Here is a 26,074-nt window from a genome sequence, read left to right as displayed (position 1 = left end):
ATAATTATAATGATAAGGTGATGGGATTGGTGAAATGGTTTTTACCTTTTTGTCTTTTTATTCTTTTACCTTTCTCTTCCGCAGCGCAGAAGCGTGAGATGCGTGGCGCGTGGATACAGTGTGTGAACGGACAATTCCAAGGTATGGGCACTGAGAAGATGCAGCAGACGCTGACCTATCAGTTAGATGAGTTGCAGAAAGACGGCGTCAATCTGATTATCTTTCAGGTGCGCCCTGAGTGTGATGCCCTTTACGAGAGTAAGCTGGAACCTTGGAGTCGCTTTCTGACAGGAGTTCAGGGCAAAGCTCCGTCCCCCTATTGGGATCCTCTGCAGTGGATGATTGATGAGTGCCACGAACGTGGTATGGAATTGCATGCATGGATTAATCCCTATCGTGCTAGAACAAAGACCACAAAAGAGTTGGCGCAGAACCATATTGCCAGACGTGCACCACAGCGTTGTTTTGAATACGATGATTTGCTGATACTGAATCCCGGTATTCCCGAGAATCGCGACTATATCTGTGAGGTGGCCAGAGATATTGTTACTCGTTACGATGTCGATGGTATCCATATGGACGACTATTTCTATCCCTATCCCGTTAAGGGCGTTTCTATTCCAGATGCTGCTCAGTTTCGTCAGAACTCAAATGGTATAAAGGATGTGAACGATTGGCGTCGTTATAATGTTGATCTCTTTGTAGAGCAGTTCTATAAAACCATCCACGAGGCCAAGCCTTGGGTGAAGGTGGGGATTTCGCCCTTTGGTATCTATCGCAACAAGAAAAGTTCGCCTATTGGCAGTAACACGAATGGCACACAGAACTACGACGATTTGTATGCCGACATCCTATTGTGGATAAATAATGGCTGGCTTGATTATTGTGTGCCTCAGATTTACTGGGAGATAGGTAATAAAGCCGCTGACTATGAGACCCTGATTAAGTGGTGGAGTCAACATGCTGCAGCACGTCCGCTGGTGATTGGCGAAGATGTAGAGCGTACGGTGAAATTTTCGGATCTTCAGGATCCTAACCGCAACCAGCAGAGTGCAAAAATGGCCCTCCATCGTCAACTGCCCTATGTAAAGGGAACAGTGCTGTGGTATGCTAAGGCAGCTGTTGACAATGTGGGAAACTATGGTAGCAACCTGCGCAACGTGTATTGGAAAACACCCGCCTTGCAGCCATCTATGGAATTCATCAGCAACAAGGCACCTAAGAAGGTGCGTAAGGTGAAGCCCGTATGGACCAGTGACGGCTATATTCTTTTCTGGACTGCTCCTAAGGGTAAGGACTGGAGTGATACGGCTACGAAATATGTAGTTTATCGTTTTGCCAAAGGTGAGGTGCAGAATTTGAATGATGCTTCGAAAATATGTACCATCACCAATCAGACCTTCTATAAACTACCATACGAGAATGGTAAGGAAAAATGTGTTTATGTAGTAACAGCCTTGAACCGTCTGCAGAATGAGAGTAAGCCCGTAGTTAAGAAAATAAAACTGTAACGATATGAAAAGGAGGAATCAGGCATTATGGCATGGCGCATGGGTATTATTATTCTCTATTCAATACTTACTATTCATTTCTTGTGGTAACAAGAATCTTTCGTCAGAAGTTCTGCAACATAAACTCGACAGCATAAAGACCATCGAAATTCGTGAGCGGCTGGAGGCACAGGGTATCAACCTCCAGAGCTCTGATAATCCTATCAAGATGTTCTTCGATAGTCTCGATATCCAGCCGTTACCCATCAGTTATACCGAAGACTTTGTGAGATTCTTGCCTGCTTTTAAACCGGTTCCACAGGAGATTGTAACATATCTGAACCTCGAAGGAAACCATCCTAAGGCTATCGCTGTTTCCGAGAGCCTTGGAGCCCGTATGATGTTATTGGCAGCCGACGAGACAAGCGAGGAAGAGCGTTATTCAATATACCTTTATTCACTCGACGACGAGTATATGCCCGTCGATAAGCTTTGTCTGTATGCAGTTGAGGATGAAGAAGATGAATTCAGTATTAATCCTGAGGAATTTATACAGTATTTCTCAATTACTAGCGATTACGAAATACATCTGTTAGACTATTCTAAGCAGGCTCATCAAACGCGTACAGAGGAGGTGTATTATGTGGATCCGTCGCGTCATTTCGTACTTCAGAACAGTGAGTCCTACGATTAGTCTTCTTTCAGCAGATTTTCGAGAAAGTTGTCCAGATCTTTGTCGAGCCCTGCCATCAGGTCGGGATTGATGATTACCATCTCATCGTCAACAAGATAAAGTTCCTCTACCGTTTCCTTGTCTTCATCTTCAAGAACAAGTGAGAATGGCTTCAGTATTGACATGTTCTCTACAATGTCTTTCAGGTTCTCGATACACTTGCGAATCACTGAAGGCACCTGTTGATAGAAGTCCTCATCGGTATTGCCGATCCATTCTTCTACCACACAACGGTCCAGTTCTTCGTCATTGTCGTTGTAGGCTCTGATTTCACCTGTCTCCTGTATCACACGGATATGGATATCGGTCATGTCATTGGCCTCTGCTTCTGGAGGAAACTTAGCGGCAATCTTGCGAATGGCGCGTTCAATCTGCTGAATAGTCTGTTCACTGGCTTTCATCTTCGTTTCAATTTAATTCCGTTGCAAAAGTAGTAAAAATCGGTGTAATTGCAAACGATTACGACTTTTTTTTGAAATTATTCTTAATTCTTAATTCTTAATTCCCTTTTTTATTGTACCTTTGCATTTGCAAAGTCGAGTTTACAAAACCGATAACTTACCGAAGTGGGCTCATGAGTACTAAAATAAGTCATTCTGGAATCATCGAATCGATAACGGGTGGATGTGTTAGGGTACGCATTCTTCAGACTTCGGCTTGTGCAGCCTGTAAGGTGGCTGCCCATTGTCATGCCTCAGAGTCGAAAGAGAAGATTATTGATGTCTTCAATTGCGATACAGCAGCTTTCAACGTGGGACAGAATGTCACGGTGTGGGCTTCGCGTGATGTAGCAAACAGAGCCCTTTTGTTGGGGTTCGGTCTGCCTTTCGTTATCATGATGGCCGTATTGCTGGCGGTGCTTCTGTTTACTGGCAGTGAGGGACTTGCCGCTGTATCTGCCTTACTCTCGCTCGCACCTTATTATCTGATCATCTTCTCTTGTCGGGGTATGATTCAGAAGAAGATATCCTTCTCAATAGAAGTTAAGTAATATAAACTAAAACAAATAAAAAAAGCATTTATGAATTTCATCTTAATTGCAGTGATTGTCTTGGGAACCATCGGTTTGATTGCCGCTGTGGTACTTTTTCTCGCATCCAAGAAGTTTGCTGTTTATGAAGATCCCCGTATTGCGCAGGTCAGCGAAGTATTGCCTGGCGCTAACTGCGGTGGATGTGGATTCCCTGGTTGTAGCGGTATGGCCGATGCCCTTGTGAAAGGATCCGATGCCGGAAGTATTGATGGACTCTCTTGTCCTGTTGGTGGTGCCGATGTCATGGGTAGAGTGGCTGATCTGCTCGGTATGGCTATTGCCAACTCAGAGCCTATGGTAGCCGTGGTGAGATGTAACGGTACTTGCGAGCATCGTCCGCGTATCGCTGAATATGCAGGTCTGCGCACCTGTGCTGCCATGCATGCCTGTGGTGCTGGTGAGACGGCTTGTGGCTTTGGCTGTCTGGGTTGTGGCGATTGTGTTGTGGCCTGTCAGTTCGATGCCATCCGTTTGAATCCGGAAACTGGTATTCCCGAGGTCGACGACGATAAGTGTACCTCTTGCGGTGCCTGTATGAAGGCATGTCCGCGTGGTATCATCGAACTTCGTAAGAAAGGACCGAAGAGTAGAAGGGTATTTGTCTCATGTGTCAACAAAGACAAGGGCGCCGTTTCTATGAAGGCATGTAAGGTGAGCTGCATCGGTTGTGGTAAGTGTGAGAAGGAGTGTCCCTTCGGCGCTATTACTGTAGAGAACAATTGTTCATACATCGATTTCAACAAGTGTCGCCTGTGCCGCAAGTGTGTGTCGGTGTGTCCTACTCATGCCATTCGCGATGTGAACTTCCCCACGCCTGCTCCGGCTCCGAAACCTAAAGAACTTAAAAAAGAAGAGGAGGTAAAAGCATGAACGTAAGGACATTCAGTATAGGTGGTATACACCCTGAGGAGAATAAGCTCTCTCACAACGAAGCTATTGTGGTCGCAGCCCTGCCCAAACAGGCAATTTTTCCACTGAGTCAGCATATTGGCGCTCCCGCTAAACCCGTAGTTAAGAAAGGTGATAAAGTGAAGGTAGGTACGATGATAGCCGAGGCTGGTGGATTCGTCTCTGCCCCCATTTTCTCATCAGTCAGCGGTACGGTTTTTAAGATTGATACAGCCATTGATGCAACAGGCTATCGCAAACCTGCCATTATTATTAATGTAGAAGGCGATGAGTGGGAAGAGACTATTGACCGTTCTGACAAGTTGGAGTTGGTGGCCGATCATCCCGAACTGACGCCTGAGGAGATTGTCAGTCGTATTAAGGATGCAGGCGTCGTTGGTATGGGTGGAGCTTGTTTCCCCACCTTCATCAAACTCACGCCGCCGCCAACAGCCAAGGCTGAGTGTGTAATCATCAACGCCGTAGAGTGTGAGCCTTATATTACCGCCGACTTCCGCCTGATGATGGAGCGTGCCGACGAGATTCTCGTGGGGCTGGAACTCTTGATGAAAGGTGCAAAGGTAACAACGGGCTATATCGGTATCGAGACCAATAAGATGCCCGCCATTGAACTGCTTACCGGGAAATGTGCTAAGAAGTTCAATGGAACAGAATATCATGTTGAGGTGGTGCCCTTGCAACAGCGCTATCCGCAGGGTGGTGAGAAGCAGTTGGTTGATGCTGTAATCCGCCGTCAGGTACCGGCTCCTCCCGCTATTCCTGTCAATGTCGGCGCCATTGTTCAGAATGTTGGTACTGCTTTAGCTGTATATGAGGCTGTGATGAAGCATAAACCACTCTTTGAACGTTGCACTACTGTTACAGGTAAGCGTTTGGAACATCCTGGCAACTTCCTCGTTCGTATGGGTACACCGATGATAAACCTGATTGAGGCCTGCGGTGGTATGCCCGATGGCGACAATAAGTTGCTGGCAGGTGGCCCTATGATGGGTAAGGCCCTCACTAGTGTTGAGGTGCCCATTTGTAAAGGAACTAACTCTGTGACGATTATCTCTGCCGAAGAGGCTCGCCGCAAGGAACCACAGCCCTGTATCCGTTGTGCCAAGTGTGTCTCAGCATGTCCTATGGGATTGGAGCCTTATCTGCTTGCCAAACTCTCAGAGGTAAAGAACTGGGAGCGTGGCGAGCGTGAAGAAATTGTCAGTTGTATTGAGTGTGGTTCGTGTCAGTTCACCTGTCCTGCTCATCGCCCGCTCCTCGATAACATCCGCCAGGGCAAATCCACAGTCATGGGCATCATCCGCGCTCGCGCCGCTAAAAAATAAAAATTAGGCACTGATTAACGCGGCTTTATAAATAAAGACACGGCCAGCTGCGCAAAAAGCAGCGTCTCTCAAAGAGAACCGCGTGATCCGTGCCAAAAATAAATAAAGAATTATGGGAAAATTAATTGTATCACTTTCGCCACATGCCCACGGAACTGACTCGGTAGAGCGCAACATGTATGGTGTTATCATTGCTCTGATGCCCGCTCTGCTTGTGTCGTTCATTTATTTCGGTCTGGGTTCGGTTGTTGTAACGACAACCAGTGTGGCTGCCTGCGCTTTCTTTGAGTGGGCTATCAGCAAGTATATCCTGAAGCAAGGTAAGAACACGGTGATGGATGGCTCGGCCATCCTTACAGGATTGTTGCTTGCTTTCAACCTGCCCTCAAACCTCCCCATCTGGATTATCCTCATTGGTGCGCTTTTCGCCATCGGTGTGGCAAAGATGAGTTTTGGTGGGTTGGGCAATAATCTCTTTAATCCTGCACTCGTAGGTCGTGCCGCTCTGTTGGTGGCCTTTCCTGCACAGATGACATCATGGCCTCAGGCTGGCCAGTTGACTAGCTATCTCGATGCAGAGACTGGTGCTACACCTCTTTCCATTATGAAAGAGGCTATCAAGAGTGGCGATGCCTCTGTCTTGGATAAGCTGCCAGAGAGTCTGCACATGTTTATCGGTCTGCCTTCAGAGTGCGGCTATGGTGCCGGGTCACTGGGTGAGGTTTGTGCCTTAGCACTTCTCATCGGCCTTGCTTTCATGTTGTGGAAGAAGATTATCACTTGGCACATTCCGGTATCGATTATCGGAACGGTGTTTGTCTTCGCAGGTTTACTCCATTTGGCTAATCCAGCATACGCCAATCCGATCTCTGTTATTCTTTCGGGTGGTCTGATGCTTGGCGCTATCTTCATGGCTACCGACTATGTGACGAGTCCTATGACGCCTAAGGGACAACTTATTTATGGTGTGGCCATCGGTTTCCTTACCATTGTCATCCGCAACTGGGGTGCTTATCCTGAGGGTATGTCGTTTGCCATTCTCATCATGAATGCGTTCACGCCGCTTATAAATAATTATGTGAAACCAAAACGTTTCGGGGAGGTTGCAAAATGAAGAAGCTTGAATCATCTTTAACGAATATGGTGCTGGTGCTCACAGGAGTAGCCGTTATCATGGGTGGTATCCTCGCTTTTGTAAACCATCTTACCGAGGGACCTATCAGTGATCAGAAAGCCAAGGCACTAGCCGACGGCATCAAAACCGTGATGGGAGTCGATAACCTGAAAGTAGCCAAGACCGACACGGTTCGTCAGAACGATGCTAAGGGCAAAGAACTGACTTTCGTGATCTACCAGACTCAGGATTCAAAGGGAAAAGATCTTGGCGCTGCTGTAGAGAGTACCACTGGTGGCTTCGGTGGCGATTTGAAGGTGCTTGTTGGTTTCGATGTAGAAGGTCAGATTCTTGGCTATACGCTCTTGGAGCATGCTGAGACACCAGGACTTGGTGCCAAGGCCGACAAATGGTTCCAGAAGGGCGAAAAGGGTGATATTATCGGAAAGATCCCCGCAGAAGCTCTGACGGTGTCTAAGGATGGTGGACAGGTGGATGCCATCACGGCTTCAACCATTACCAGCCGTGCCTTCCTGCTCGCAGTCAATAATGCTTATAAGGCCTACAAGGCCACACCCGCTACAGATGCGGAGACAGGAGCCACTACTAAGAAAGAGAATTAGATACGGATTAACACGGCTTTATAAATAAAGACACAGCCTGCTGCGCACAAAAGCAGTGCTTCTCAAATGAGAGCCGTGTAAATCTGCGCCAAAAATATAAATATAAGGATTATGAACTATATAGGAATTATCAAGAACGGCATAATCAAGGAGAACCCCACATTCGTCTTGATGCTCGGTATGTGTCCTACGCTGGCCACAACCACTAGTGCTCTCAATGGTCTGTCGATGGGCCTTGCCACGATGGCGGTACTCATCTGTACCAATTTTGTCATCTCGTGTCTTAAATCAGTCACTCCTGATAAGGTGCGCATCCCTGTGTTCATCGTTGTGATAGCTGCCTTTGTTACCATTCTACAGATGGTAATCAAGGCTTTTCTGCCCGACATCGATGCTGCTTTAGGATTGTTCATCCCACTGATTGTGGTCAACTGTATCATTCTCGGTCGTGCTGAGGGCTTTGCTTCGAAGAACTCACCTGTTGCCTCACTCTTCGATGGCATTGGCATCGGTCTTGGCTTTACGTTGGGTTTGACGCTCCTTGGCATCTGTCGCGAGTTGCTGGGCTCTGGTTCTGTTTTCGGCCTCACCATGTGGCCCGAGACCTACAATATTCTGCTCTTCGTTTTGCCTCCGGGAGCCTTCATCACCTTAGGTTTCCTCATCGCAATTGTGAACAAATTAAGGAGACAAGAATACAAGTAGTTCAAGGAGTCCAATACATATGTCCTGAACTCCCTGTCTCCCTGAACTCCTAAAAAATAAAAGCATTATGGAATATATACTGATTTTTATTAGCGCCATTTTCGTGAACAACATCGTGTTGTCACAGTTTCTCGGCATCTGTCCGTTCTTGGGCGTATCAAAGAAGATCGATACCTCGCTGGGCATGTCGGTAGCAGTAGCCTTTGTGCTAACGTTGGCCACCATCGTTACCTGGCTGGTACAGAAATATGTGCTTGATGCCTTTGGCTTGCAATACCTGCAGACTATCGCCTTTATCCTCGTTATCGCCGCATTGGTTCAGATGGTCGAGATTGTGCTGAAGAAGGTATCGCCAGCCCTCTATCAGGCGCTGGGTATCTTTCTGCCGCTGATTACTACCAACTGTGCCGTGCTTGGCGTGGCCATCCTCTGCATCCAGAAAGACTATAATCTGTTGCAGTCTGTGGTCTATGCTTTCTCTACGGCCCTTGGCTTTGGTTTGGCACTCACCGTTTTTGCCGGTATGCGCGAACAACTCGAGTTGGTAAAGATTCCCAAGGGCATGCAGGGTATGGCCATTGTCATGCTCTCCGCTGGTCTGCTGAGTCTTGCCTTCATGGGCTTCTCAGGAGTCGACGGCGGTCTGAAGCTCCTTTTTGGGTTAGATTAAAAAGAACAGGCTTCCATTTGGAAGCCTGTTCTTTTTATGTGTTTATTTCACTACGAAGTCGAGTGATTGGAGGTCTTTGTCCAATGACGAGGTGCCGTAGAGAATCTGGTAGCGACCTGAACGGGTGGAGAGTTCGTCGATACTTTCGTCATAGTATTCGAACGACTCGCTATCGAGGGTGATGGTGGCATTTGCTGTCTCACCAGCCTTGAGTGAGAGCTTCTGGAATCCCTTCAGACTCTTGATGGGAGCGTCGGGGTAGTCGAGTGCCTTGACATATACCTGAATAGTCTCAGTACCCTCGCGACTGCCGGTATTGCTGACGGGAACGGTGAGCGTTACCTTGCCGTCTTTCTTCATGGACGACTTAGACAGCTGACCTTTGCCGACTGTGAACGTGGTGTAGCTGAGGCCGTAGCCAAAGGCATACTGAGGCACACCTGTGAAGTAACGATAGGTGCGGTTCTTCATCGAGTAGTCGAGGAAGTCTGGCAGGTCGTTGTTAGAGCGATAGAACGTTACGGGAAGTTTGCCGCCAGGGTTATAGTCACCAAAGAGCACATCGGCTAATGCCTTGGCACCACCCTGACCTGCATACCAAGCCTGTAGGAGAGCGTCGTACTCATTCTCGACACTACCAAAGGCGATGGCAGAACCAGAACAGTTGACAAATACCACGGGTTTGCCTGTGGCGTGCATGGCCTGAAGGAGCATCTGCTGAACTTTTGGCAGTTCGATATCAGCCTTGTCACCGCCTTCGCCCTCCATCTGGGCAGAGATACCACCGATGATGATGATAGCGTCGGCAGTGCTGATTTCCTTAGCCAGATCAGTGAAGTCGGCAAGGTTGCGTTCGCAGATGTCGCCACGCAGCATGGCAAACTGACCATTTCCGCGACGATATTCAACCTCGAGATCATAGGTCTGTCCCTCCTGAACAGGGAAAGACTTGTACTCAACCTTACGACCGAAGCCGAAACCACGGCGCATGCCACCCTGAACCTCTTCTACCATCTGACCATTGACACGGAGGATATACCCGTTGTCGGTCATGAGTGTGTACTTCATCTCACCAGTGAAAGTAGACTTGTACTGACCGCTGATGCGTATAGATACAGAGTCGCTGTTGACACCTTCAGCAAAACCCCAGGCACCGAAAGTAGAGAAGTTGAGCTCGTTATAGAAAGCTGTCTTGACAGGAGTGCCTTCGAGGTTACGGTTGTTGAAGAATTCAACCTTCACGCCCTGACCATCGTTGAAATCGCCGAGATGACGGATGGTGTTGTACTCGTCGTTGAGCTCACAGGCCTTGCGGTAGATGATGTTGGCTCCAGGCACAGCAGCCTTGATGCCTTCGAGCAACGAGTGGGTATGAGCCTGCGTAGGTGTGCCGCCATAGTTACCATTGAGCATGGCAGCATCGTCGGCATTAGGACCAAGAACGGCGATGGTTTTGATATCTTTAGAAAGCGGCAAGATGCCGTTGTTCTTGAGTAGCACCATCGACTCGCGGGCGGCCTGAGTAGCGAGGGCGTCGAACGGCTCGCTGCTGATGACATCAGAACCCAGCTTAGCCCAAGGCAGCATGTCGGCAGGGTCAAACATTCCGAGCTCGAAACGACCTGTGAGCGTCTTACGCAGATGCTGATCGAGATCGCTCTCTTTGATGAGGCCTTTCTTCAAACCCTCGGTGAGTGACATGAACACCTTGCCACACTCGAGGTCGGTGCCATTGAGAACTGCATCGACAGATGCCGAGAGTCCGTCCTTATGTGTCTCGTGTTGACCACGGTTGAAGAAGTTGTTGATGGCGTCACAGTCGGTAAGCACGATAGCGTCATAGCCCCATTTGTTACGCAGGATGTCAATCAGCAGACGGTCGCTGGCGCAGCAGGGGGTGCCTTCGAAACGCTGATAAGCGCACATCACCTCACGAACATTCGCCTTCTTGACCAAGGCTTTAAAGGCGGGGAGGTAGGTCTCCCACAGGTCGCGGTTTGATGGTTCTACATTCATGGAGTGGCGCAAGGGCTCAGGACCGCTGTGAACGGCGTAATGCTTAGCGCAGGCATGGGTCTTGAAATAGTGGTCATCGTTACCTTGCATGCCGAGAACGGTCTGTACGCCCAGTACGGCATTCATATAAGGATCTTCGCCACAGGTCTCCTGACCACGTCCCCAACGGGGATCACGGAAAATGTTGACGTTAGGACACCAGAAGGTGAGCTCGGGATTTCCTGGATAGTAGACCACGCCCATAGGTACATTAAATATGTTATGGTCGGAACGGTTCCAGTTTGCTCGGGCTTCGTCGCTCACGGCAGAGAATACATTATAGAAAAGCTGCTCACTGAAGGCTGCAGCCATGCCGATGGGCTGGGGGAACACGGTGTAGCCGTCCTGACGAACGCCATGGCAGGCTTCACTCCACCAGTTGTAGGAGGGAATGCCAAGGCGGTCGATGGAAATCGACTTGTTCATCATCAGTCCCACCTTCTCTTCAGGGGTGAGCATAGAGATGAGGTTTTCTACGCGCTCAGCTGTTGGCAGCTTGGGGTCTTGCCAAGCATACTTCGTCTGAGCCATTGTGCTGACGGAAAGTCCAGCCAGCAGGGTCAGAAATAGGAATCTTTTCATGTACAAATAGTTTATAAATTTAGTTAGAATCTTACAATTACGCTGCAAAGGTAAGAATAAAAATTCTTTTGGAAAACTTTTTTGCAGAAAAGATGAAAGATAATTTGGCAGTGTCGTGGCAAATTGCTAACTTTGCAACCGATTTCTAAAGTTAACCCCTCGTCGGAGTTTCGTGTAAGCTCTGGGTGGACTGATAAAATAATAAAGGTGGTGAACACCAAGCGTCTGGTTCTCGGGAAGGGCTGGCATAGTACACAAGGGATATGTATAACATTTAAAAACAAAAGCTATTATGGCACAAATGAATTTTGGTGGCGTTATTGAAACTGTTGTCACCAGCAAAGAGTTCTCACTTGAGAAAGCACGTGAAGTATTAAAGAATGAAACGATCGCAGTGATCGGTTATGGTATCCAGGGTCCTGGTCAGGCTTGTAACCTGCGTGATAATGGATTTAACGTTATTGTCGGTCAGCGTCAGGGAAAGACCTATGACAAGGCTGTTGCCGACGGATGGGTTCCTGGTGAGACGCTGTTCTCTATTGAGGAGGCTGCCGAGAAGGGTACCATCCTCTGCATGTTGCTTTCTGATGCTGGTCAGATTCAGCAGTGGCCTACCATTAAGAAATATCTGAAGCCTGGCAAGACTCTGTACTACAGCCATGGCTTTGCCATCAACTGGAGTGATCGTACAGGTGTGGTTCCTCCAAAGGATGTCGACGTGATTATGGTTGCTCCTAAGGGTAGCGGTACTTCACTGCGTACCATGTTCTGCGAGGGCCGTGGTCTGAACTGCTCGTATGCTGTCTATCAGGATGCAAGCGGTAACGCAAAGGAGAAGACACTGGCCTTTGGTATCGGTATCGGTGCAGGTTACATGTTTGAGACAACATTCCAGCGTGAGGCTACCTCTGACCTGACAGGTGAGCGTGGCTCTCTGATGGGTGCCATTCAGGGACTTTTGCTTGCTCAGTATGAGGTACTCCGTGAGCACGGACACTCTCCTTCGGAGGCTTTCAATGAGACCGTTGAAGAGCTGACTCAGAGCCTTGGCCCGTTGTTCGGTGAGAAGGGTATGGACTGGATGTATGCCAACTGCTCGACAACGGCACAGCGTGGTGCACTTGACTGGGCTCCCCGTTTCCATGATGCCATCAAGCCTGTTATGGAGTGGCTTTATTACTCTGTGCAGACTGGTAACGAGGCGCAGATTAGCATCGATTCTAACTCTAAACCTGACTATCGTGCAGGTCTTGAGAAGGAACTTGAGGCTATGCGCAATCAGGAAATGTGGCGTGCCGGCGAGACCGTACGCAAACTGCGTCCAGAGAATCAAGACGTATAATCTAAATAGGAAATTGCGGGGGTGTGTACCCCCGCAATTCATTTTTATAAAAGTATGGGAAAATTAGTAATTAATTCGTATGATGAATTCGCAGCCCATCTGGGCGAGGAACTCGGAGCCTCAGACTGGTTGCAAGTAGATCAGGACCGCATCAACCTGTTTGCTGATGCCACACTCGACCATCAGTGGATACATGTAGACGTGGAGCGTGCCAAGGAAGAGAGCCAGTACAAGAGCACTATTGCTCACGGCTATCTGACTCTTTCGCTGTTGCCCTACATGTGGGACCAGATCATCGAGGTGAACAACATTAAGATGCTCGTAAACTACGGCATGGACAAGATGCGCTTCGGACAGCCGGTAATCACTGGTTCTAAGGTGCGTCTGGTAACAAAACTGCACAATATACAGAATCTGCGTGGTATCTGCAAGGCAGAAATCGAGTTCCGCATAGAGATTGAAGGACAGCGCAAGCCTGCACTCGAAGGTATTGCTTCGTTCCTGTATTATTTTGTATAAACAAACTATAAAAGAAAGAAAAGGATAACGTATGGGAGGCTTTTTTGGTACCATCTCCACGAAATGCTGCGTGAACGACTTGTTCTACGGCACAGACTATAACTCTCACCTTGGCACAAAGCGAGCAGGACTGGTAACTTATGACACGGAAAAGGGATTCAGTCGTAAGATTCACAATCTTGAGCGTGATTATTTCCGCTCTAAGTTCGAAGATGAATTGGACTCGTTCTCAGGCGACCAAGGTATAGGTGTGATCAGTGATACTGATCCACAGCCAATACTCGTGAATTCACACTTGGGTCGCTATGCTGTAGTGACAGTAGCGAAGATTAATAATCTGGAAGAAATAGCTCAGGAATTGCTGGATCGCAGAATGCACTTCAGCGAATATTCTGCCAATACCATCAACCAGACGGAGTTGGTGGCATTGCTCATCAACATGGGACGCACCTTTGTTGAGGGCATCAATCTGGTGTACAAGAAGATTGAAGGTTCTTGCTCGATGCTGATTCTGACGGAAAAGGGTATCATTGCCGCAAGAGACTTCTTGGGACGTACGCCAATTGTTGTTGGTAAGAAAGAGGGAGCTTATGCCGTGTCGAGTGAGACTACGAGTTTTCCGAACCTTGACTATCATCGTGAGAGAGACTTGGGGCCTGGAGAGATAGTACTTCTGACAGCAGATAAGATGGAGGTGCTGCAGGAGCCTTTCAAACGTGAGCAGATTTGCTCGTTCTTATGGGTCTACTACGGATTCCCCGCATCAGACTACAATGGTATCAACGTTGAGAATGTGCGTGAGACGAATGGTAAGATGATGGGTGAACAGGATGATACGGATGTGGACTGCGTTTGCGGTGTGCCCGACTCAGGTGTTGGCATGGCATTGGGTTATGCAGAGGGTAAGGGCGTACCCTATAAGCGTGCCGTGCTGAAATATACACCTACATGGCCTCGTTCGTTTACACCTGGCAATCAGGAACGTCGTTCACTGGTGGCTAAGATGAAGCTGATACCAAACCCGGCACTGCTGAAAGACAAACGTGTGGTGTTCTGCGACGACTCTATTGTTCGTGGTACGCAGTTGAAGGATAACGTTAAGACCTTCTTCGAGTATGGTGCTAAGGAGGTTCACTGTCGTATCTCATGTCCGCCATTGGTATATGGTTGCCCGTTTATCGGCTTTACCTCGTCGAAGAGCGACATGGAACTGATTACACGTCGTATCATCAAGGACTTTGAGGGTGATGACAAGAAGAATCTGGAGAAATATGCACAGACAGATTCTCCTGAATATAAGCGTATGGTTGATGAGATTGCCAAGCGTCTGGGCCTGACATCATTGAAATTCGCTAAGTTGGAAGACTTGATTAAGTCGATAGGTATGGAGAAGTGTCATGTCTGTACACACTGTTTCGATGGCTCAAGCTATTGTCATGAGCACGACAAGGAAGATGAGCGTCAGATGAAAATCGAGTTCTAATAAAAATTCAGACTTTTAAGAGCATACCGTCTTCCTGACGGATAATCTCTTCTTTGAAGAGATATTCGAGCGCGGCATCCAGTTCTGCAGTAGGCAACTGGATGTCGCGTATGTCTGTAATGGGGTGGGGCTTCCCGTCGTCAAGCAGAGAAAGAATCTGCGTCATGGCTTCGTTGAGACGGGGCTCTGATGCTGCACTCTTATGATGGTCCAGGCATACGTCGCACTGATGGCAATCGTGACTATTCTCCTCGCCAAAATAGTGAAGCAGCTGTCGGCTACGGCAAATGCTGTCATTGGTGGCATAGCTGAGCATGGCATGGATACGCAGGGTAAACTGGTGCTTACGCTCTTCGTAGACGGCAGGCATCAACAGGATATGCTCTTTATCTTCGCGTCGCTGTGTATAGCGGATATAAGGTGTCTTCTTTTGGGGAATGAAGTGTAGGATATGGCGCTGGCTGAGACTCTTTAGAATCATGTAAACCTGATGTGGCTGTATACCGCATTGTGAAGCCAGAAATGCCTCGTCGATGTAGTTGTAGTCGGTAAACAGTCCACCGTAGTTACGCAAAAGTGCTGTGACGACCTTTTCTTCGTTGGGCGTGTTGCTTTCCAAACGATAGAGATCGTTCCTGTCGAGGGTAAACATCACGCGAGCTTGGTTGTCTTGCTCTTCGGTATATTCGATATAGCCGGCACGTGTGAGAATTTTCAGGGCAGCGTCTACTTGGATGGGAAAATGTCGGTAGGTGTGGCAGAACTTATCGATGTTGAACTCGAAAGTATGACCATAGCCCGAACCAGCACCAATCTGATAATAATAGGCCAGATGTTCGTAGATCTCACGGATATAGTCTTTTTCTGGGAAGGTGTCGGCAATACGTTTCTCGAGTTTACGTTTGTCGGAATCATTGTAAAGCAGCACGGCATAGGCCTTAAAACCATCTCGACCAGCACGTCCGGCTTCCTGGAAATAGGCTTCTGTACTATCGGGGCAATCAATGTGCACAACCAGTCGGACATCGGGTTTGTCGATACCCATACCAAAGGCATTGGTGGCTACCATCACGCGTACCTTATCTTCTTGCCACGCTTTCTGGCGGTCGTCTTTCACAACGCTGTCGAGTCCGGCATGATAGAAAGTGGCAGAGATGCCTGCCTCGTTGATGAGGTCGGAGAATTCTTTTGTGCGGCGACGGCTGCGTGCATAGACAATGGCCGAACCTTTCATGCTGCTGAGGATATGGAGCAGTTCTTCGCGCTTGTCGGCTGTACGGCGTACCACATAGGCCAGATTCTTTCGCTCGAAACTCATGCGGAAGACTCTTTTCTCTTGGAAGGAAAGACGGTCTTGGATATCATCGACAACCTGAGGGGTGGCTGTCGCAGTAAGTGCCAGTACGGGGATATTTGGCAGGAACTTGCGGATCTTTGCTATTTCAAGGTATGAAGGGCGGAAATCATAACCCCATTGCGAGATACAGTGCGCTTCGTCGACAGTGATGAAACTGACCTTCATATGGCGAAGTTTTGTCTGAAAGAGGTCTGAGGAGAGACGCTCAGGCGACACGTAGAGAATACGGATATCGCCAAAGATACAGTTCTCAAGGGTCATGATGATTTCCTCGCGAGTAAGACCCGAGTAGATGGCTGCAGCACGAATGCCTCGACGTCGCAGGTTATTAACCTGGTCTTTCATCAGGGCGATAAGCGGGGTGATGACGACACAGGTCCCCTCCATTGATAATGCCGGAACTTGAAAGGTAATACTCTTGCCTCCACCTGTGGGCATAAGTCCCAGCGTGTCGTGACCACTGCCTATGGACTCGATGATCTCGCGCTGAATACCGCGGAAATCATCGTAGCCCCAATAGTGTTTCAGTATCTCTTGATAGTTCACTCTTCCGAGGGTTGAATATCCTCAATCTGCAGTTGAACCTCTGTGCGCTTGTATATGTTGTCTTCGATGGTGTAGACAATGTCGAACGAACGTTTCGACTTAATATAGCGCGCAGCAGCACTCTGTCCAAAAGCAATACCGTTAAGAACATTGCTCGACTTGGAATCGACAAGCTCCAGCTTGATGTGTTCCTGCTGGCGACCAACCACCTTTGAGGTGCCATAGTCGTAGACATTACGAGTGCAGAAAAGCGGCTTCGGATTGTCGGGACCGTGAGGTGCAAATTTCTTCAGGTCGTTGTGCAGTTTCTTGGTGACATCTTTGAAGTCGATAACGGCATTGATATCGAGAGTCGCTTCGGTCTGTTCGGGCTGAATATGCTCCATGACGTATTTCTGGAAACGGCGACGGAACTCAGGGATGTTTTCTATCTTCAATGACAGACCTACGGCATAGGTGTGTCCGCCGAAGTTTATGAGCAGATCGCGACAACTCTTGATGGCATCGTAGACATCATAGCCAGCCACACTGCGCGCTGAGCCTGTGGCAACACCATTGAAATTGGTGAGTACTACCGTCGGACGGTAATAAAGCTCAGTCAGGCGAGAGGCAACAATACCAATGACACCTTTCTTCCAGTTCTCATCGTAAAGCACGATACTGGCATGATGCTTCTGGCTTTCAAGTTTAGCTACAATCTGGTTGGCCTCTTCTGTCATCTGTTTGTCCACATCCTTACGCTGCTCGTTATATTCGTTGATGTGGTTAGCTTCTGCCAGCGCCTTCTCAAGGTCGCGCTCTACCAACAAGTCTACAGCCTCTGTACCGTTCTGCATACGTCCCGACGCATTGATACGTGGACCAATCTTGAAAACGATATCGCTCATGGTAATCTCACGTCCTGTAAGACCGCAAATCTCAATAATCGACTTTAGTCCCACTGATGGCGCAGTGTTCAGCTGCTTTAGTCCGTGGAAAGCCAGAATACGGTTCTCGCCCATGATAGGTACGATGTCGGCAGCGATGCTGACAGCACAGAAATCGAGTAGAGGGATAAGCCGTGAAAAGGGAATGCCGTTGTTTTTGGCAAAGGCCTGCATGAACTTAAAGCCCACACCGCATCCGCACAGATGCTTGAATGGGTAGGTTGAGTCAACGCGCTTGGGATTCAGAATAGCCACAGCCTCGGGCAGTTCATCATCGGGCACGTGATGATCGCAGATGATGAAATCAATACCTAAGCTCTTGGCATAGGCGATTTCGTCGATTGCCTTAATGCCGCAATCGAGCACAATAATCAGTTTGATACTCTTCTCAGCCGCATAGTCCAACGCTTTTTTGCTGATACCGTATCCCTCTTCATAGCGATCGGGGATATAGTACTCCATGTTGGAATAGAACTGCTGTAGAAATTTGTACACCAAAGCTACCGCCGTACATCCATCGACATCGTAGTCGCCGTACACCATGATGCGCTCTTTACGCCCCATGGCATCGTTGAGTCTGTCTACTGCCACGTCCATGTCGTTCATCAGGAACGGATCTATCAGTTCGTTTAGCATCGGGCGGAAGAATCGCTTGGCTGCGCTCTCCGTTTTGATGCCACGCTGAATAAGCAGGTCGGCGAGGATTGGGCTCATCCCAATCTTCTCTCCCAGCTCTTTAGCCGCCGTCTGTCGTTCTGATGTAGGTGGTTCGTAATTCCATTTGAAATGCATTAATATATTTATTTTTTATTCTTATCGCTTTGGTGGCAAATGGGTACAATAACCCAATATAGCGCCCAAAGGTAAGCATAAAAAATGAAATAACGGCATAATCTGCTCATTTTTTAACAGATTATGCCGTTTTTTACCTATTTTATATGATATCAGATGCCGAGCTTCTTGCGGATTTCGGCTGGGATAGCATTCTTATTGATGAGGAAATCCATTGTGTTTGCGGCAATGAAGGTCTTGGTCATATACCAGGTTCCCTTGTAGTCGCCGGTCTCACCCCATGAGTTCTTTACCATGTAATATTCCTTACCATTCTGATCCTTGGCAACACCGTAGATCAGCATGCCATGGTCATCGGTCAGCTCCCAGTTGTCGAAACGCTCTTGGCGCAACTCCTGTGTAGCGACAATCTCAGGAACAGTGCATCCCAGAGAGTCGATGATGTCGCGTTTCTTAGTGGCGGTCATCTTCAGCCATTTTGCCATGTCGCTGCCCTTGAGGCTCTGCTGTGTCTTTTTGCTGTCAACAGCGTATGCCAGACCCTTGCGGGTGAAGCCGTCCTCAGAAACATCACCGCCCCATGCTACGGTGTAACCCTCGTTTACTGCGTTGTCGATAATCTGCATCATCTCGTCCATAGGTACGTTGTAGCTCTGTGGGAAGCGCCAGTTGTCCTGTACCTCTACGGCAAAAGTGGTGTAGAAGGGATGGTGGGTATAGCTAGTGATGCTTACGTAGTCGTCGAGGTTGATGCCCAGTGAAGCCATGAAGGTCTTTGGTGTATATTCCTTGCCCTCATAGGTGAACTTCTCAGGGCACTTGCCGAGGTAGGCGTCGAGGATACCCTGCATACCGTTCTTCCAGGCATTGCTGATTTTCTTGGCATCGCTCTTGGCAATAGCGGCAACGTATGGCTCTAGCACACCGAAGAACTCGTTGAAGTTGTTCAGAGAATCACCATACAGAGAGCCAGGGAAAGGCATGGTTCCCTCAGGAACGATACCATGAGTCTTCAATGTGGCGAGTACGTCTTCGGCACTTCCGCCCTGAGCGAACTGGCAGTCACCATGATAGCGAACCACTTGGATGGCACGCTCCAGATAGGTCTTGTTGGCTACGAAGCTCTCGCAGAGATCGTAGGTTTTACCCGTGGCCTTCAGAATCTCAGACTCGAAGTATGAAAGGGTAGAGTAATCCCAACAGGTACCCGAACGGTTCTGGTCCTTGATGCTTGTGATAGGATTCTCCTTAATGATAGTAAAGACGGGCTTGTTAGCGTCTTTTGCGGGTGCCTTTTTCTTGGCAGCCGATGCACTGAGAGCCATCATGGCCACGAGTGCGAGTGTCAGAGTTTTTTTCATAAATTTAATCTTACTATTGTTTCAATTGTATTGTTTAGTAATTGTTCTTTTCCATAAAAGCCTCAAGATCCTTGGGGTGATAAGGAATGCGCTTCTGTCCGAGGAAACGGCAGCCGTCTTTCGTGATCAGAATATCGTCTTCGATGCGTATACCGCCAAAGTCCTTGTATGTCTCTAGTTTGTCGAAGTTCAGGAACTCCTTGCAGTGTCCGCTGGCCTTCCACTCGTCTATCAGGGCGGGGATGAAATAGATGCCTGGCTCGTCGGTTACAACGAAACCCTCTTCCAGCTTGCGCCCCATGCGTAGACAATTGGTACCAAACTGCTCCAGATTGGGGCGTGTCTCTTCATCGAAGCCAACATATATCTGTCCCAGTCCTTCCATATCGTGTACGTCCATACCCATCATGTGTCCCAATCCGTGAGGCAGGAACATGGCGTGGGCTCCGGCAGCGACAGCCTCGTCAACGTCGCCCTTCATCAGTCCGAGTTCCTTCAGTCGCTCCGTCATCAGACGGCATACGGCGAAATGTACATCGGCATACTTTACACCGGGCTTAGCCACCTCAAATACATAGTCGTGACAGGCCTCTACAATAGAGTAGATGTCGAGTTGTCGCTGGGTGAACTTACCTGACACAGGCATGGTACGGGTATGATCTGAGCAATAGTCGTTGAGTTCGCAACCTGCATCACAAAGTGCCAGACGACCCGCTTCTAACTTAGCATCGGAGGGGTTGCCATGCATGATTTCACCATGCTGTGAGAAGATGGTGGCAAAACTGTTTCCCTGAGCCAGACTGCGGGCGATGCCGTCCACCTGACCTGCCACGAAACGTTCTGTCACATCAGGCCTGATAAGCAATTGGGCTGTGGTGTGCATCACGTAACCCACGTCGCAGGCAGCATCGATATATGCTATCTCCTCGGCACTCTTCGTGGCACGCATCTTCACTACGGCTTTGATGAGCTTCAAGGAAGCGGCCTCTTTTTGCTGGGCGGGATGGATGCCCAAAAGGTCCATGATCTGAATCTTTGTATCGAAACGATAGGGAGGCAGGAAATGGATTGTGCGCCCCTTTGCCTTGTTGCAAAGCGTCTTCAGTTCCGCCATTGGAGCTGTATTGCCGACACCTACCTCTGAAGCCAGATCGGCTACAGATGGGGTGAAGCCCATCCACACGATGTCTTCCACGTCGATATCGTCACCAAAGATTATCTCTGTGTCATTGTCGATATCAATGACACCTACCAGCCCGTCGCGGTGCTGTCCAAAATAATAAAGGAACGTGGAGTCCTGTCGCATGGGAGCGTAGGCATTGGCGGGATAGTTTGCTGGAGACTCATTGTTTCCAAACAAAACAATGATGCCTTCGCCAACGAGCTGCTTCAGTTCTTTACGTCGATCAATATAAGTTTCTTTGTTGAACATTTGTCAATGTTTTCGTTATTATTCGTCAAATTGTCGGCAAAGTTACATATTATTCTTCAAAAAGCTGTATCTTTGCGGCAAATTTTTGCAATATTTATGCAGATAGACAGAAAAACTGGACTTGTGTTAGAAGGTGGAGGCATGCGAGGCGTGTTTACATCGGGGGTACTCGATGCTTTTATGAAGTACGATTTAACCTTTCCATATGTGGTTGCTGTGTCGGCAGGTGCATGCAACGGACTGTCGTATATGAGTTGTCAGCCTCGTAGGGCCCGGTACTCGAATATCGATATGCTGCGTAAGTATGACTATATATCGCTGAAGAGTCTGCTCACCCAAGGCAGCATCTTCGACCCCAACATCCTCTATGAGCGCTTTCCTAATGAGATCGTACCTTTCGACTATGAGGCTTACAGGAATAATCCAGCGACATACGAGGTGGTGACTACTAACTGTCTTACGGGGCGTGCAGAATATCTCTCAGAGAAAAACGATGCACGGCGACTGACAGCTATTGTCAAGGCGTCGAGTTCGCTGCCCTATGTAGCTCAGATTACTGAGGTTGATGGTATCCCGATGCTTGATGGCGGCATTGTTGACAGTATTCCTGTGGCGCGAGCCATTGATAAAGGCTATTCGCCTAACGTCGTGATACTCACCAGAAATCGTGGCTTCCGTTCTAGTGAACCTGACTTCAAAATTCCTCGTTTTCTCTACAAGGAGTATCCTCGTCTGCGTGTTGTTCTGAGCCATCATGTGAAAGTCTATAATGAGCAGCTTGATCTCATAGAGCGGATGGAGGATTGGGGCGAGATTATCTGCATTCGTCCTGAACGCCCGATGGAGGTTGAGCGCATCTGTCGTGATGTAGAGAAACTTGAAGCCCTCTATGAAGAAGGCTTTGATGTAGGCGAGCGATTCTGCTTAGGGATAAAAAAGGGAAAATAAGGTAAAAAAGAAAAAAAACGCACGGCAAATGACGATTTACCTTATTTACCTTTCTGCTTTCTTACTTTTTTTTATTATCTTTGCAGCCAAATTTGAAATAACAGACATTAAAATACAATGGGAAAAGTAATTCTGACCGGTGATCGTCCCACCGGCAAACTCCACTTAGGGCACTATGTAGGCTCACTTCGCCGCCGTGTCCTGTTGCAGAACGAAGGTAACTTTGATCGTATGTTCGTGTTTATGGCCGACGTTCAGGCATTGACCGATAATGCAGATAATCCAGAGAAAATTCGTCAGAACATCATAGAGGTGGCTCTTGACTACCTCGCAGCAGGTCTTGATCCAGAGAAGTGCGTATTGTTTATCCAGAGTCAGATTCCTGAACTGGCAGAACTTACCACCTATCTGATGAACCTCGTATCGGTAAGTCGCGTACAGCGCAATCCTACTGTGAAGACAGAGGTGAAGATGCGTGGCTTCGAAGGTGAGAGCATCCCTCTCGGCTTTTTCTGCTACCCTGTATCTCAGGCAGCCGACATCACTCTGTTTAAGGCCACTACCGTTCCTGCAGGTGAGGATCAGGAGCCTATGCTCGAGGTGACCCGTGAGTTGGTACGTCGCTTCAATCAGATCTACGCTCCCGTGCTCGTTGAACCCAACATCTTGTTGCCCGAGAACCTTACAGCTCGTCGCCTGCCAGGTACCGATGGTAAGGAGAAAATGTCGAAATCATTAGGCAACTGTATCTACCTTTCAGATTCTGCTGATGATGTATGGCAGAAGGTACGCTCTATGTATACCGATCCAGAGCATGTGAACCTCAACGATCCCGGTCATGTAGAAGGAAATGCCGTATTTACCTATCTCGATGCTTTCTCATGCGATGACGACTTCAAGGAGTTCCTGCCAGAGTATCAGAACCTTGATGAGTTGAAAGATCACTACCGTCGTGGTGGCCTTGGCGACATGAAGTGCAAGAAGTTCCTCAATCAGGTGCTCAACAAGTTCCTGGAGCCCATGCGTGTTCGTCGTGCCGAGTTCGAGAAAGACATCCCTGAAATATATAATATATTAAAGAAAGGTACGGAGCAGGCTCGTGAAGTCGGGGCTCAGACCATGGATGAGGTCCGTAAAGCCATGCGTATCGACTATTTCAACGATGCTGAACTCATCCGCCAGCAAGCGGAGCGCTTCGCAAACAAATAAAGACCAATCCCAGCCAAGTGGCTGGGATTCTTTTTTGATACGATGAATCGTTACTTTCTTGTAGTGCGGGAAAGGTACTACTATGGTACGGAATAGGGCATACCATAGTACAGATATGGACATACCGTAGTACAAGTGTCGGAATACTGCAGTACGGAACGTCTGTACTGCTCTTAGAGACTATCCTTATGGTCAGTCGTTCCAGTTATGGTGTAGTTCATAAGCTTCAAATTCCAGATGTTGTAGCCCCATTTTCTCAAGTAAGGCCTTAATTGCTTTAATATCATCTGGCGAACAAAGTCTGTCTCCTCGTCTGCGTTCAAAATACCCGGTACGTCCAAATCGTTGCTGGAGGCATTTCATAAAGACACTGTACTGATGAGGTAGCATCTTTTCTTGCATGGCTGCGAAGCCTCTGGCGAAGCCTTGAGGCTCATCAGGACGGTAGAACTTGCACCGTTCGGAGGGATGAGTCAGTAGCGGATTCGCAATCTTAACAACCTTGTCGTGCTTGGTTAGTACATGCATGGCCATCTGGCGCAAGCAGTGATCTGCCATCGGGCAGTCTTCCTTCATACAGAGCAGATAATGGTCTGGTACTTCTTTGAAATTGATCATATTCATGCCTTTCGTTTTTTTCTGCTGCCAGCCGAGACTTGGTGGAGGCCGTCTCCTCCGGGATCCAGGGGGAGTGTTGTGTATACCCCTCTCTTGGCCCCCCTTATATAAGGGGCCTAAGAGGGGGTTACACTCCCCCTAGGCTCCCTACGGAGACGGCCGGCGAGGTCTCGGCAACGCAGTTGCAAAGTTACGAGGCCATGAAGTCTAATTGTCGGGTTATGGCTGATTATAGCCGTTATCAGAATCCCGATTTATGAAAATATAACGTTTTTAACTTATGAGAACATGAATACAAGTCAAAATCGCAGTTATTTGTCTTTCAGGAGATCGGGGCGGAGTCGGCGTGTGCGCTCCATAGCTTGCTCAAATTCCCATTCGCGGACTTTCGCCTCGTTGCCGCTCAGCAGAATGTCTGGAACCTTCCATCCTTTGTAGTCGGCAGGACGTGTGTAGATGGGAGCGGCGAGGATATCGTCCTGGAAACAGTCGGAGAGTGCACTCTGTTCATCACCAATCACCCCAGGCACGACACGGACGATGGCGTCGGCAATCATGGCTGCCACGAGTTCGCCCCCCGTCAGTACGAAGTCGCCAATAGAGATCTCTTTGGTGATGAGGTGATCGCGCACGCGCTGGTCGATGCCCTTGTAGTGGCCCGCAAGGATAATGAGGTTGCCTTTCAGCGAGAGTTCGTTGGCCATGTGTTGGTCGAACCGTTCGCCATCAGGCGATGTGAAGATGACCTCGTCGTAGTCGCGTTCAGCCTTGAGGGCCGTGATGCAGCGGTCGATAGGTTCGCACTGCATCACCATACCGGCAGAACCGCCATAAGGGTAATCGTCAACGCGACGCCACTTGTCGAGAGTGTAGTCACGGAGGTTATGCAGGCGTATCTCTGCCAGTCCTTTCTTCTCTGCACGTGCCAGAATGGACTCATGGACGAAGCCTTCGATCATCTCGGGCAACACGGTGATAATATCTATTCTCATTTTGCGTAATAATCTTAAGTTGTTATAATATATCCCTCTATCTTCGCTGCAAAGTTACAACTATTTTTCTATTTTATGGTGAAAAACGATGATTATTTGGACTTTTCGCCTATTCTCGGAAGTTCTCCAGAGAACGAGTCGCTAAGTTGCTCAAAGAGATAAGGAATGGAGGCATAGGTGTTGTCATGTTTTCCTATTCTAACCATGATGAGTTGGTTGTGGGGATTGACGTATAGCACTTGTCCGCGAATGCCATGAGCGTAGAAGCCTGGGTATAGAGGCTTTTCGGCTCCGATACTGCTTGTATTATACCAACAGAAGTGATAGCCGTGGTTATCATTGTCATATTCGGTGGATTGTCGTATCCAGTCTTCACTGACGATGCGTTTCCCATTCCACATGCCACGATTAAGGTAGAGTCGTCCAAGCTTTGCCAAATCTTTCATGGTGGTAGATATGCCGCCGAAAGCGTGAGCAAGGTCATGCTTGTGGCTATCGATGTTGATAGTGGCTGGCGACTCCATCTGCAATGGTCTCCACACTTTTTCACTGAGATAGTCGGCATAGCGTTTTCCTGTGGCTCGTTCGATGACCACACCGAGAATCTGGCTTGTCATACTCTCATAACGGTATTCTGTACCAGGGGCACAACGGAATTTCTGTTGCCGGATCTGCTTTCTCAGATTATGGCCGTAATTCAGTTTCGCCATCGCATTGAGTCGCTTCAGATACTTTATCCGAAGGGAATAGGTGTCATCAAAGTCCAGTCCGCTCTGCATGTTGAGTAAATGTCGGATGGTAAGCTTTTGCCACATAGGGTCTTTCTTCTTCAGTTCTGGCAGATAGTCTGTCACGGCATCATCCACACTTTTGATAAAACCATCGTCGACGGCAATTCCACACAATAAGGAAGTGATGGATTTCGATATCGAGAATATGGTTGCCAGCCTGTCGGTAGAGATATCACCAAAACATTTCTCATAGACGATGCTGTCGTTTTGAATGATAAGGATACCTTGTGTATCGGTTTTTCCTGCCAATGCCTTCTGTAATGTGATGTTATGATACCGAGGGGCTTGGTTGAAAAAATGCAGTGTGTCAATCCAAACTGCCTGTTTCTCTGCATAAGGGAATTGGAATGCCTGTGTCCCATTGGTAATGGTGTCGTGGGCATGATGCTCAAAACTATATATATGTGGCCCGCTTTGGCCATCGGCACGGAGTCCTCTTATAATGGAACATGAATGCATGACCATGCAGAGAGAGCTAAGTAAAACTATACCGGTAAGATGCTTTTTTCTCATAATAAA

At 48.3% G+C, this 26,074-nt stretch carries 23 protein-coding genes; 14 read left to right on the top strand and 9 right to left on the bottom strand.

Annotation, left to right across the window (positions count from 1 at the left end):
- The first annotated feature begins 20 nt into the window (after positions 1-20).
- Together T325_RS05250 and T325_RS05245 are read left to right on the top strand one after the other, a co-directional pair.
- Positions 21-1,511, top strand: a complete 1,491-nt coding sequence (locus tag T325_RS05250; protein ID WP_036911238.1) for a glycoside hydrolase family 10-like protein — start codon at positions 21-23, stop codon at positions 1,509-1,511.
- Positions 1,512-1,515: 4 nt separating this feature from the next.
- Positions 1,516-2,184 carry a hypothetical protein gene (locus tag T325_RS05245; protein ID WP_036911101.1) on the top strand — a complete coding sequence of 223 codons (669 nt, stop codon included), beginning with the start codon at positions 1,516-1,518 and terminating at the stop codon, positions 2,182-2,184.
- On the opposite strand, the gene T325_RS05240 is transcribed toward T325_RS05245, so the two are convergent.
- On the bottom strand, positions 2,181-2,624 hold the full coding sequence (locus T325_RS05240) for a hypothetical protein (protein ID WP_036911098.1): 444 nt from the start codon (positions 2,622-2,624) through the stop codon (positions 2,181-2,183). The two genes, T325_RS05245 and T325_RS05240, sit on opposite strands and share 4 nt — an antisense overlap.
- Positions 2,625-2,797: 173 nt before the next feature.
- On the opposite strand from T325_RS05240, the gene T325_RS05235 reads away from it, so the two are divergent.
- The 7 genes from T325_RS05235 to rsxA all read left to right on the top strand — a co-directional run bounded on the left by T325_RS05235 (position 2,798) and on the right by rsxA (position 8,602).
- A complete protein-coding gene (locus T325_RS05235; protein WP_036911097.1) occupies positions 2,798-3,214 on the top strand; it encodes a SoxR reducing system RseC family protein in 417 nt (138 codons plus the stop codon).
- A gap of 30 nt (positions 3,215-3,244) precedes the next feature.
- Positions 3,245-4,126, top strand: a complete 882-nt coding sequence (locus T325_RS05230; RefSeq protein ID WP_036911095.1) for a Fe-S cluster domain-containing protein — start codon at positions 3,245-3,247, stop codon at positions 4,124-4,126.
- Positions 4,123-5,490, top strand: coding sequence for an electron transport complex subunit RsxC (rsxC, locus tag T325_RS05225; RefSeq protein ID WP_036911093.1), 1,368 nt, complete (start codon positions 4,123-4,125; stop codon positions 5,488-5,490). The genes T325_RS05230 and rsxC overlap by 4 nt, the downstream gene beginning before the upstream one ends.
- A 112-nt stretch (positions 5,491-5,602) precedes the next feature.
- A complete protein-coding gene (locus T325_RS05220; protein WP_036911091.1) occupies positions 5,603-6,604 on the top strand; it encodes an RnfABCDGE type electron transport complex subunit D in 1,002 nt (333 codons plus the stop codon).
- Complete coding sequence (locus tag T325_RS05215; protein ID WP_036911090.1) at positions 6,601-7,227, top strand: RnfABCDGE type electron transport complex subunit G; 627 nt, start codon at positions 6,601-6,603, stop codon at positions 7,225-7,227. The genes T325_RS05220 and T325_RS05215 overlap by 4 nt, the downstream gene beginning before the upstream one ends.
- A gap of 111 nt (positions 7,228-7,338) precedes the next feature.
- Entirely contained in the window at positions 7,339-7,932 is a 594-nt protein-coding gene (gene rsxE / locus T325_RS05210; protein ID WP_036911089.1) for an electron transport complex subunit RsxE, read from the top strand.
- A 67-nt stretch (positions 7,933-7,999) separates the two neighbouring features.
- Positions 8,000-8,602: an electron transport complex subunit RsxA gene (gene rsxA, locus T325_RS05205; protein WP_036911088.1), complete on the top strand. Its 603-nt coding sequence runs from the start codon at positions 8,000-8,002 to the stop codon at positions 8,600-8,602.
- Positions 8,603-8,644: 42 nt separating this feature from the next.
- On the opposite strand, the gene T325_RS05200 is transcribed toward rsxA, so the two are convergent.
- Complete coding sequence (locus T325_RS05200; RefSeq protein ID WP_231622190.1) at positions 8,645-11,239, bottom strand: glycoside hydrolase family 3 C-terminal domain-containing protein; 2,595 nt, start codon at positions 11,237-11,239, stop codon at positions 8,645-8,647.
- Between the two features lie 292 nt (positions 11,240-11,531).
- Between T325_RS05200 and ilvC the strand changes: the two genes are divergently transcribed.
- From ilvC to T325_RS05185, 3 genes are read left to right on the top strand one after another with little or no spacing between them, the layout of a single operon-like run.
- Entirely contained in the window at positions 11,532-12,581 is a 1,050-nt protein-coding gene (gene ilvC, locus T325_RS05195) for a ketol-acid reductoisomerase (RefSeq protein WP_036911086.1), read from the top strand.
- Positions 12,582-12,635: 54 nt separating this feature from the next.
- The gene (locus T325_RS05190) at positions 12,636-13,100 is read left to right on the top strand and encodes a MaoC family dehydratase (RefSeq protein ID WP_036911085.1); all 465 of its coding nucleotides are present in this window, start codon (positions 12,636-12,638) and stop codon (positions 13,098-13,100) included.
- A 31-nt stretch (positions 13,101-13,131) separates the two neighbouring features.
- Positions 13,132-14,583, top strand: a complete 1,452-nt coding sequence (locus T325_RS05185; protein ID WP_036911083.1) for an amidophosphoribosyltransferase — start codon at positions 13,132-13,134, stop codon at positions 14,581-14,583.
- A gap of 7 nt (positions 14,584-14,590) precedes the next feature.
- On the opposite strand, the gene T325_RS05180 is transcribed toward T325_RS05185, so the two are convergent.
- The 4 genes from T325_RS05180 to T325_RS05165 form a co-directional block, all read right to left on the bottom strand.
- Positions 14,591-16,486 (bottom strand): RecQ family ATP-dependent DNA helicase, encoded by a 1,896-nt coding sequence (locus T325_RS05180; protein ID WP_036911081.1) that lies wholly within the window; start codon positions 16,484-16,486, stop codon positions 14,591-14,593.
- A complete protein-coding gene (gene recJ / locus T325_RS05175; RefSeq protein ID WP_036911079.1) occupies positions 16,483-18,204 on the bottom strand; it encodes a single-stranded-DNA-specific exonuclease RecJ in 1,722 nt (573 codons plus the stop codon). Before recJ ends, T325_RS05180 begins: the two co-directional genes overlap by 4 nt.
- A gap of 152 nt (positions 18,205-18,356) precedes the next feature.
- Positions 18,357-19,565 carry a C1 family peptidase gene (locus T325_RS05170; RefSeq protein ID WP_036911077.1) on the bottom strand — a complete coding sequence of 403 codons (1,209 nt, stop codon included), beginning with the start codon at positions 19,563-19,565 and terminating at the stop codon, positions 18,357-18,359.
- A 34-nt stretch (positions 19,566-19,599) separates the two neighbouring features.
- Positions 19,600-20,997: an aminopeptidase P family protein gene (locus T325_RS05165; RefSeq protein ID WP_036911075.1), complete on the bottom strand. Its 1,398-nt coding sequence runs from the start codon at positions 20,995-20,997 to the stop codon at positions 19,600-19,602.
- Between the two features lie 96 nt (positions 20,998-21,093).
- On the opposite strand from T325_RS05165, the gene T325_RS05160 reads away from it, so the two are divergent.
- Positions 21,094-21,945, top strand: coding sequence for a patatin-like phospholipase family protein (locus T325_RS05160; RefSeq protein WP_036911073.1), 852 nt, complete (start codon positions 21,094-21,096; stop codon positions 21,943-21,945).
- A gap of 117 nt (positions 21,946-22,062) precedes the next feature.
- Positions 22,063-23,154, top strand: coding sequence for a tryptophan--tRNA ligase (trpS, locus tag T325_RS05155; protein ID WP_036911071.1), 1,092 nt, complete (start codon positions 22,063-22,065; stop codon positions 23,152-23,154).
- Between the two features lie 192 nt (positions 23,155-23,346).
- On the opposite strand, the gene T325_RS05150 is transcribed toward trpS, so the two are convergent.
- From T325_RS05150 to T325_RS05140, 3 genes are all read right to left on the bottom strand, one after another.
- Positions 23,347-23,778, bottom strand: coding sequence for a DUF6078 family protein (locus tag T325_RS05150; protein ID WP_051949718.1), 432 nt, complete (start codon positions 23,776-23,778; stop codon positions 23,347-23,349).
- 305 nt (positions 23,779-24,083) lie between these two features.
- Entirely contained in the window at positions 24,084-24,764 is a 681-nt protein-coding gene (gene trmD / locus T325_RS05145; RefSeq protein ID WP_036911069.1) for a tRNA (guanosine(37)-N1)-methyltransferase TrmD, read from the bottom strand.
- Positions 24,765-24,856: 92 nt separating this feature from the next.
- Entirely contained in the window at positions 24,857-26,068 is a 1,212-nt protein-coding gene (locus T325_RS05140) for a serine hydrolase domain-containing protein (RefSeq protein WP_197051318.1), read from the bottom strand.
- Between the last annotated feature and the right edge of the window lie 6 nt (positions 26,069-26,074).

It is taken from the genome of Prevotella sp. FD3004 (assembly GCF_000746155.1).
In the GTDB taxonomy this organism is placed as follows: Bacteria; Bacteroidota; Bacteroidia; order Bacteroidales; family Bacteroidaceae; genus Prevotella.
The sequence above is the reverse complement of the archived record's forward strand: the minus strand, read 5'-3'. Positions and strand labels throughout refer to the sequence as shown.

Excerpts from the sequence above, each read along its gene's own strand:
- T325_RS05160 (WP_036911073.1), top strand. The coding sequence starts at position 21,094 with ATGCAGATAGACAGAAAAACTGGACTTGTGTTAGAAGGTGGAGGCATG.
- trmD (WP_036911069.1), bottom strand. The coding sequence starts at position 24,764 with ATGAGAATAGATATTATCACCGTGTTGCCCGAGATGATCGAAGGCTTC.
- T325_RS05245 (WP_036911101.1), top strand. The coding sequence starts at position 1,516 with ATGAAAAGGAGGAATCAGGCATTATGGCATGGCGCATGGGTATTATTA.
- T325_RS05215 (WP_036911090.1), top strand. The coding sequence starts at position 6,601 with ATGAAGAAGCTTGAATCATCTTTAACGAATATGGTGCTGGTGCTCACA.
- T325_RS05250 (WP_036911238.1), top strand. The coding sequence starts at position 21 with ATGGGATTGGTGAAATGGTTTTTACCTTTTTGTCTTTTTATTCTTTTA.
- T325_RS05170 (WP_036911077.1), bottom strand. The coding sequence starts at position 19,565 with ATGAAAAAAACTCTGACACTCGCACTCGTGGCCATGATGGCTCTCAGT.
- ilvC (WP_036911086.1), top strand. The coding sequence starts at position 11,532 with ATGGCACAAATGAATTTTGGTGGCGTTATTGAAACTGTTGTCACCAGC.
- T325_RS05185 (WP_036911083.1), top strand. The coding sequence starts at position 13,132 with ATGGGAGGCTTTTTTGGTACCATCTCCACGAAATGCTGCGTGAACGAC.
- T325_RS05140 (WP_197051318.1), bottom strand. The coding sequence starts at position 26,068 with ATGAGAAAAAAGCATCTTACCGGTATAGTTTTACTTAGCTCTCTCTGC.
- T325_RS05190 (WP_036911085.1), top strand. The coding sequence starts at position 12,636 with ATGGGAAAATTAGTAATTAATTCGTATGATGAATTCGCAGCCCATCTG.
- T325_RS05230 (WP_036911095.1), top strand. The coding sequence starts at position 3,245 with ATGAATTTCATCTTAATTGCAGTGATTGTCTTGGGAACCATCGGTTTG.
- T325_RS05235 (WP_036911097.1), top strand. The coding sequence starts at position 2,798 with ATGAGTACTAAAATAAGTCATTCTGGAATCATCGAATCGATAACGGGT.
- trpS (WP_036911071.1), top strand. The coding sequence starts at position 22,063 with ATGGGAAAAGTAATTCTGACCGGTGATCGTCCCACCGGCAAACTCCAC.
- T325_RS05165 (WP_036911075.1), bottom strand. The coding sequence starts at position 20,997 with ATGTTCAACAAAGAAACTTATATTGATCGACGTAAAGAACTGAAGCAG.
- rsxC (WP_036911093.1), top strand. The coding sequence starts at position 4,123 with ATGAACGTAAGGACATTCAGTATAGGTGGTATACACCCTGAGGAGAAT.
- rsxA (WP_036911088.1), top strand. The coding sequence starts at position 8,000 with ATGGAATATATACTGATTTTTATTAGCGCCATTTTCGTGAACAACATC.
- rsxE (WP_036911089.1), top strand. The coding sequence starts at position 7,339 with ATGAACTATATAGGAATTATCAAGAACGGCATAATCAAGGAGAACCCC.
- T325_RS05220 (WP_036911091.1), top strand. The coding sequence starts at position 5,603 with ATGGGAAAATTAATTGTATCACTTTCGCCACATGCCCACGGAACTGAC.
- T325_RS05200 (WP_231622190.1), bottom strand. The coding sequence starts at position 11,239 with ATGAAAAGATTCCTATTTCTGACCCTGCTGGCTGGACTTTCCGTCAGC.
- T325_RS05150 (WP_051949718.1), bottom strand. The coding sequence starts at position 23,778 with ATGAATATGATCAATTTCAAAGAAGTACCAGACCATTATCTGCTCTGT.
- recJ (WP_036911079.1), bottom strand. The coding sequence starts at position 18,204 with ATGCATTTCAAATGGAATTACGAACCACCTACATCAGAACGACAGACG.
- T325_RS05240 (WP_036911098.1), bottom strand. The coding sequence starts at position 2,624 with ATGAAAGCCAGTGAACAGACTATTCAGCAGATTGAACGCGCCATTCGC.